This is a genomic window from Variovorax sp. P1_H12_2 (assembly GCF_056405335.1).
The window spans coordinates 1-4,617 of the sequence record NZ_JBFUCI010000470.1 but is presented as its reverse complement, the minus strand read 5'-3'; the positions used below and the strand labels follow the sequence as shown (position 1 = coordinate 4,617).

Sequence of the window (4,617 nt, the reverse complement as noted above, 5' to 3'; positions counted from 1 at the left end):
GTCGAGAAACTCCTCGATCGATGGATCCTGGTGCTGAGTGAACGGGAGCGCGAAGTGCTCGAAGGCCGCTTCGGCCTGCACGACCGCGATCCCGAGACGCTCGAAGTGCTGAGCGTGCGCCTGGGCCTGACGCGGGAGCGCGTGAGGCAGATCCAGAACGAGGCGCTGGCCAAGATGCGCCGGCAGCTGGTGCGGGCGGGCGTGCAGCGCGACGCGTTCCTGTAGCGGCCGGCGCTCGCCGCCCTCGGCCCTGAGACAATCGGGGGATGACGGAAGCTACAGAGAAGAAGGAAGCGCCCCCCGCGCGCGATGAATGGTTGCAGGTCGAGTCGCTCGACCTCGATGCCCAGGGCGTGGCGCACAAGGCCGACGGCATGGTGGTGTTCATCGAAGGTGCGTTGCCCTTCGAGGAGGTGCGCTTCAACGTGCACCGCAGGAAGAACAACTGGGAGCAGGGCACGGTGACCGCGATCAACCGCGAGTCGTCCCAGCGCGTGCGCCCGGGGTGTCCGCATTTCGGCCTGCACGCGGGTGCCTGCGGCGGCTGCAAGATGCAGCACCTCGATGCGGCGGCACAGGTCGCGGTGAAACAGCGTTCGCTCGAGGACAACCTCTGGCATCTCGGCAAGGTGCGGCCCGAGAACGTGCTGCGGCCGCTCGAGGGGCCGGCCTGGCACTACCGCTACCGGGCCCGCCTGTCGGTGCGCCACGTGGTCAAGAAGGGCACGGTGCTGATCGGCTTCCACGAACGCAAGAGCCGCTATCTCGCGGACATGAAGGTCTGCCCCGTGCTGCCGGCCCAGGTCAGCGCCATGCTGATGCCGTTGCGCGAGCTGATCGGCTCGATGGAGGCGCGCGAGACCTGCCCGCAGATCGAACTGGCCTGCGGCGATTCGCCCAGCGGCACCGGACTCGGCGTGATCGCCCTGGTGCTGCGGCACCTGGAGCCGCTGTCCGATGCCGACGTGGCGCGCCTGAAGGCCTTTGCGGCACGCAACGAAGGCGTGCAATGGTGGCTGCAGTCCAAGGGCCCCGAGACAGTCAAGCTGCTCGAGGAAGGCGGTCCGGCGCTGGCCTACGCGCTGCCCGAGTTCGGCGTCACGATGCCGTTCAAGCCGACCGATTTCACCCAGGTCAATCCGCACATCAATCGCGTGCTGGTCGGTCGTGCGCTGCGCCTGCTCGACGTTCGGCCGCACGAGCGCGTGGTCGACTGGTTCTGCGGCCTCGGCAATTTCACGCTGCCGCTCGCGAGCCGGGCGCGCGAGGTGCTGGGCATCGAGGGCAGCGACACGCTGGTGGCGCGCGCCACCGCCAATTTCGAGCGCAACCGCGCCGCGGTGCCGGGTCGCGGCGAGCTGGTGCCGACCACGTTCGTCGCCCGCAACCTCTTCGAGATGACGCCCGCGATGCTGGTGGCCGACGGCGCCGCCGACAAGTGGCTGGTCGACCCGCCGCGCGAAGGTGCTTTCGCGCTCGCCAAGGCGCTGGCCGATCTGCATCAGCAGGTCGAGCTGCACGACGGCGGCTGGGCGCCGCCCCAGCGCATCGTCTATGTGAGCTGCAACCCCTCGACGCTGGCGCGCGACGCCGGCCTGCTGGTTCACCAGGCGGGCTACCGTTGCACCCACGCCGGCGTGGTGAACATGTTCCCGCACACGGCGCACGTCGAGTCCATTGCGGTTTTCGAGCGCGCATGAAAAAGGGCCCCTCGGGGCCCTTTTTCATGCAGCGCCGAAGCGCTCAATCCCGTTCGCCGCCGAAGATGCCCAGCAGCGCGAGCAGGCTCTGGAAGACGTTGAAGAGGTCGAGGTACAGCGCCAGCGTGGCGCTGATGTAGTTGGTCTCGCCGCCGTCCATGATCTGCTTCAGGTCGTACAGCATGAAGGCCGAGAAGATCCCGATGGCGGCGACCGAGATCGCCATCATGCCGGCGCTCGAGCCGACGAAGATGTTGATGATGGCGCCGACCATCAGCACCAAGGCGCCGACGAAAAGCCACTTGCCCATGCCCGACAGGTCGCGCTTGATCACGGTCGCCAGCGAGGCCATCACGAAGAAGACGCCGGCGGTGCCGCCGAACGCCGTCATGATCAGCTCGGAGCCGTTCTTGAAGCCCAGCACCATCGCGATCAGGCGCGACAGCATCAGGCCCATGAAGAAGGTGAAGCCCAGCAGCACCGGCACGCCGGCGGCCGAGTTCTTGGTCTTCTCGATCGCGAACATGAAGCCGAAGGCGCCGCCCATGAAGACGACCAGGCCCAGGCCGCCGGTCAGCGAGCGGGTGATGCCGGTGGAAACGCCCAGCCAGGCGCCCAAGACGGTGGGCAGCAGGCTCAGGGCCAGCAGCCAGTAGGTGTTGCGCAGGACGCGCTGGCGTTCTGCCTGCGGCAGCGTCTGGCCGTAGCCGACGGAGGTGTCGAGGGTGTTGACGCGGTCGTTCATTGCTGAGCTCCTGGGTTGGCTGCAACGCTGCAGTTGGGCGCATTCTAGGGGGCCGCAAGGCCGGACCCGCAGAAATCCCTCATCACCGGACGCATTCCTGCAGTGATTTCGCCTGCTGCGAGGGCGGCTGCCTGCCATCCTGAACGCTATGCTTCAGGGTTGCTCAACTTTGCTGGAAGACCATGAAGACCAAATCCTTTCTCGAACTTGCCGACCTCAAGGCCATCGCCGCCGCAGCCGAAGCCGAGGCGCTCAAGAACAACTGGGCTGTGACCATCGCGATCGCCGACGACGGCGGCAACCTGCTGTGGCTGCAGCGTCTCGACGGCGCAGCGGCCCTGTCGGCTCATATCGCGCCGGCCAAGGCCCACACGGCGGCCATGGGGCGGCGTGAAAGCAAGACCTTCGAAGACATGATCAACGGCGGCAGGACCTCGTTCCTGACGGCTCCGGTCATCGAAGGCCTGCTCGAAGGCGGCGTGCCGATCGTGAAGGACGGCCAGGTGATCGGTGCGGTGGGCGTCAGCGGCGTCAAGTCGAACGAAGATGCGCAGATCGCCAAGGCCGGCATCGCCGCCCTGGGCCTCTGAAGCAGCAGCACGCAAAGCAAAACGCCGTCCTCGGGACGGCGTTTGTTCGTTGGTCAGCGTGAAAAAAAGCTTGGCTGGTCGGCGAACCGTTGGCTAGCAAAAAACGACCCTTCGGAGATGAATCTCCTCGAGTCGCCCCACGATGAAACTTGCGCGAGGGGCGGGCTGGGTCCTATTTGGTCAGGATCAGCTTGCCGAGTTTGGTGGCTTGCAGACGATAAAGCGAGCCGTTGTGCAGGATGCCGACGGCCTTGCCGCCCTTGAGGAGTTCCGCGCTTTCCAGCAGCGGAGCGGGACGGGCCACTTCGGCCGCAGCGCGACCGCCACCCGCGTGGTCCAGCGACGGATGGTTCAGCACGGTAAAGGCGTTGGGCGTTGCGGACATTCGAAGACTCCTGTGTCGAAGCGGTTGGTTAATGATAACCATTCGCAATTAAAAGTCAATCGCCGCGATCGATTTTTTTGACTTGCGTGCGGCGACTACTTCGGTTCCGGCTCGGTGATGAAGCCGATCTTGCGCACCCCGGCCTGCCGTGCCGCCGACATCGCTTGCGCGACACGCTCGTAGCGCACCGCCTTGTCGCCGCGGATGTGCAGCTCGGGCTGCGGATCCTTGGCCGCCTCGGCCGCCAGCCGGCCGGTCAGTTCGGCGTCGTCGATCTTCTGCTCGTTCCAGTAGTAGCTGCCGTCGGCGGCGACCGTGAACAGGATGTTCTGGGGTTTGGTTTGCTCGGGCTCGCTGCTGGCGCGGGGCAGATCGATGTTCACCGCGTGCTTCATCACGGGCACCGTGATGATGAAGATGATCAGCAGCACCAGCATGACGTCGACCAGCGGCGTCATGTTGATCTCGTTCATGACCTCGTCGGGTTCGTCCTGTGTTCCGAAGGCCATGGCAGTCAGACCTTCTTGAGCGGAACGACCGTGGTGGCTTCGCCGCCGCCGCTCTGGACGCGGGCGCCGGTCACGAAGTAGGCGTGCAGGTCGTGCGCGAAGCTGTTGAGCTTGGTCAGCACGAACTTGTTGCCGCGCACCAGGGCGTTGTAGCCCAGCACCGCGGGAATGGCGACCGCCAGGCCCAGTGCCGTCATGATGAGCGCTTCGCCGATCGGGCCGGCCACCTTGTCGATCGTCGCCTGGCCGGCGGAGCCGATGCTCATCAGCGCATGGTAGATGCCCCAGACGGTGCCGAACAGGCCGATGAAGGGGGCCGTGGACCCGACCGATGCCAGGATCGCCAGCCCGGTCTGCAGGCGCGCCGTGAACTCGTCGATGCCGTTGCGCAGCGCCCGGGTGATCCAGTCGCTGACATCGAGCGCGTCGTGCAGGTGGGCCTTGGTATTGCGGTGGTGGGCCGCGGCTTCGCGGCCTTCCAGCGCGAGCGCCCGAAACGGGTTGCCGTCGTCCTTGCCGAGCTTGGCGAGGGCGGTGGCGAAGTCCTCGCTGTGCCAGAAGTCCTGCGAGTGCTTCGCGAGCCGCTTGTACCTGATGACGTCGATCGCCTTGATCAGGATCACGATCCAGGACGCGAGCGACATGCCGATCAGCAACAGCGCGACAGCCTTGGTGACGAAGTCGCCTT

The 4,617-nt window shown here is 66.1% G+C and carries 7 protein-coding genes; 3 read left to right on the top strand and 4 right to left on the bottom strand.

Going from position 1 to position 4,617, the window contains the following annotated elements; all coding sequences use genetic code 11:
• Together AC1D2K_RS30320 and rlmD are read left to right on the top strand one after the other, a co-directional pair.
• On the top strand, positions 1 to 225 hold a 225-nt coding region (locus AC1D2K_RS30320; RefSeq protein ID WP_478093593.1), incomplete at its 5' end, for a sigma factor-like helix-turn-helix DNA-binding protein.
• Positions 226 to 266: 41 nt separating this feature from the next.
• Complete coding sequence (gene rlmD, locus AC1D2K_RS30315; protein WP_478093591.1) at positions 267 to 1,700, top strand: 23S rRNA (uracil(1939)-C(5))-methyltransferase RlmD; 1,434 nt, start codon at positions 267 to 269, stop codon at positions 1,698 to 1,700.
• Between the two features lie 43 nt (positions 1,701 to 1,743).
• Here rlmD and AC1D2K_RS30310 read toward each other — a convergent pair whose 3' ends face one another.
• Complete coding sequence (locus AC1D2K_RS30310) at positions 1,744 to 2,445, bottom strand: Bax inhibitor-1/YccA family protein (RefSeq protein ID WP_478093590.1); 702 nt, start codon at positions 2,443 to 2,445, stop codon at positions 1,744 to 1,746.
• Positions 2,446 to 2,627: 182 nt separating this feature from the next.
• Between AC1D2K_RS30310 and AC1D2K_RS30305 the strand changes: the two genes are divergently transcribed.
• Positions 2,628 to 3,035, top strand: a complete 408-nt coding sequence (locus AC1D2K_RS30305) for a GlcG/HbpS family heme-binding protein (protein WP_478093589.1) — start codon at positions 2,628 to 2,630, stop codon at positions 3,033 to 3,035.
• A 172-nt stretch (positions 3,036 to 3,207) separates the two neighbouring features.
• Here AC1D2K_RS30305 and hemP read toward each other — a convergent pair whose 3' ends face one another.
• From hemP to AC1D2K_RS30290, 3 genes are all read right to left on the bottom strand, one after another.
• Positions 3,208 to 3,420 carry a hemin uptake protein HemP gene (gene hemP / locus AC1D2K_RS30300; protein WP_478093588.1) on the bottom strand — a complete coding sequence of 71 codons (213 nt, stop codon included), beginning with the start codon at positions 3,418 to 3,420 and terminating at the stop codon, positions 3,208 to 3,210.
• Positions 3,421 to 3,515: 95 nt separating this feature from the next.
• The gene (locus AC1D2K_RS30295) at positions 3,516 to 3,929 is read right to left on the bottom strand and encodes an ExbD/TolR family protein (protein ID WP_478093587.1); all 414 of its coding nucleotides are present in this window, start codon (positions 3,927 to 3,929) and stop codon (positions 3,516 to 3,518) included.
• A gap of 5 nt (positions 3,930 to 3,934) precedes the next feature.
• Positions 3,935 to 4,617, bottom strand: a 683-nt coding sequence (locus AC1D2K_RS30290; protein ID WP_478093585.1) for a MotA/TolQ/ExbB proton channel family protein, incomplete at its 5' end; no start/stop codon positions are given.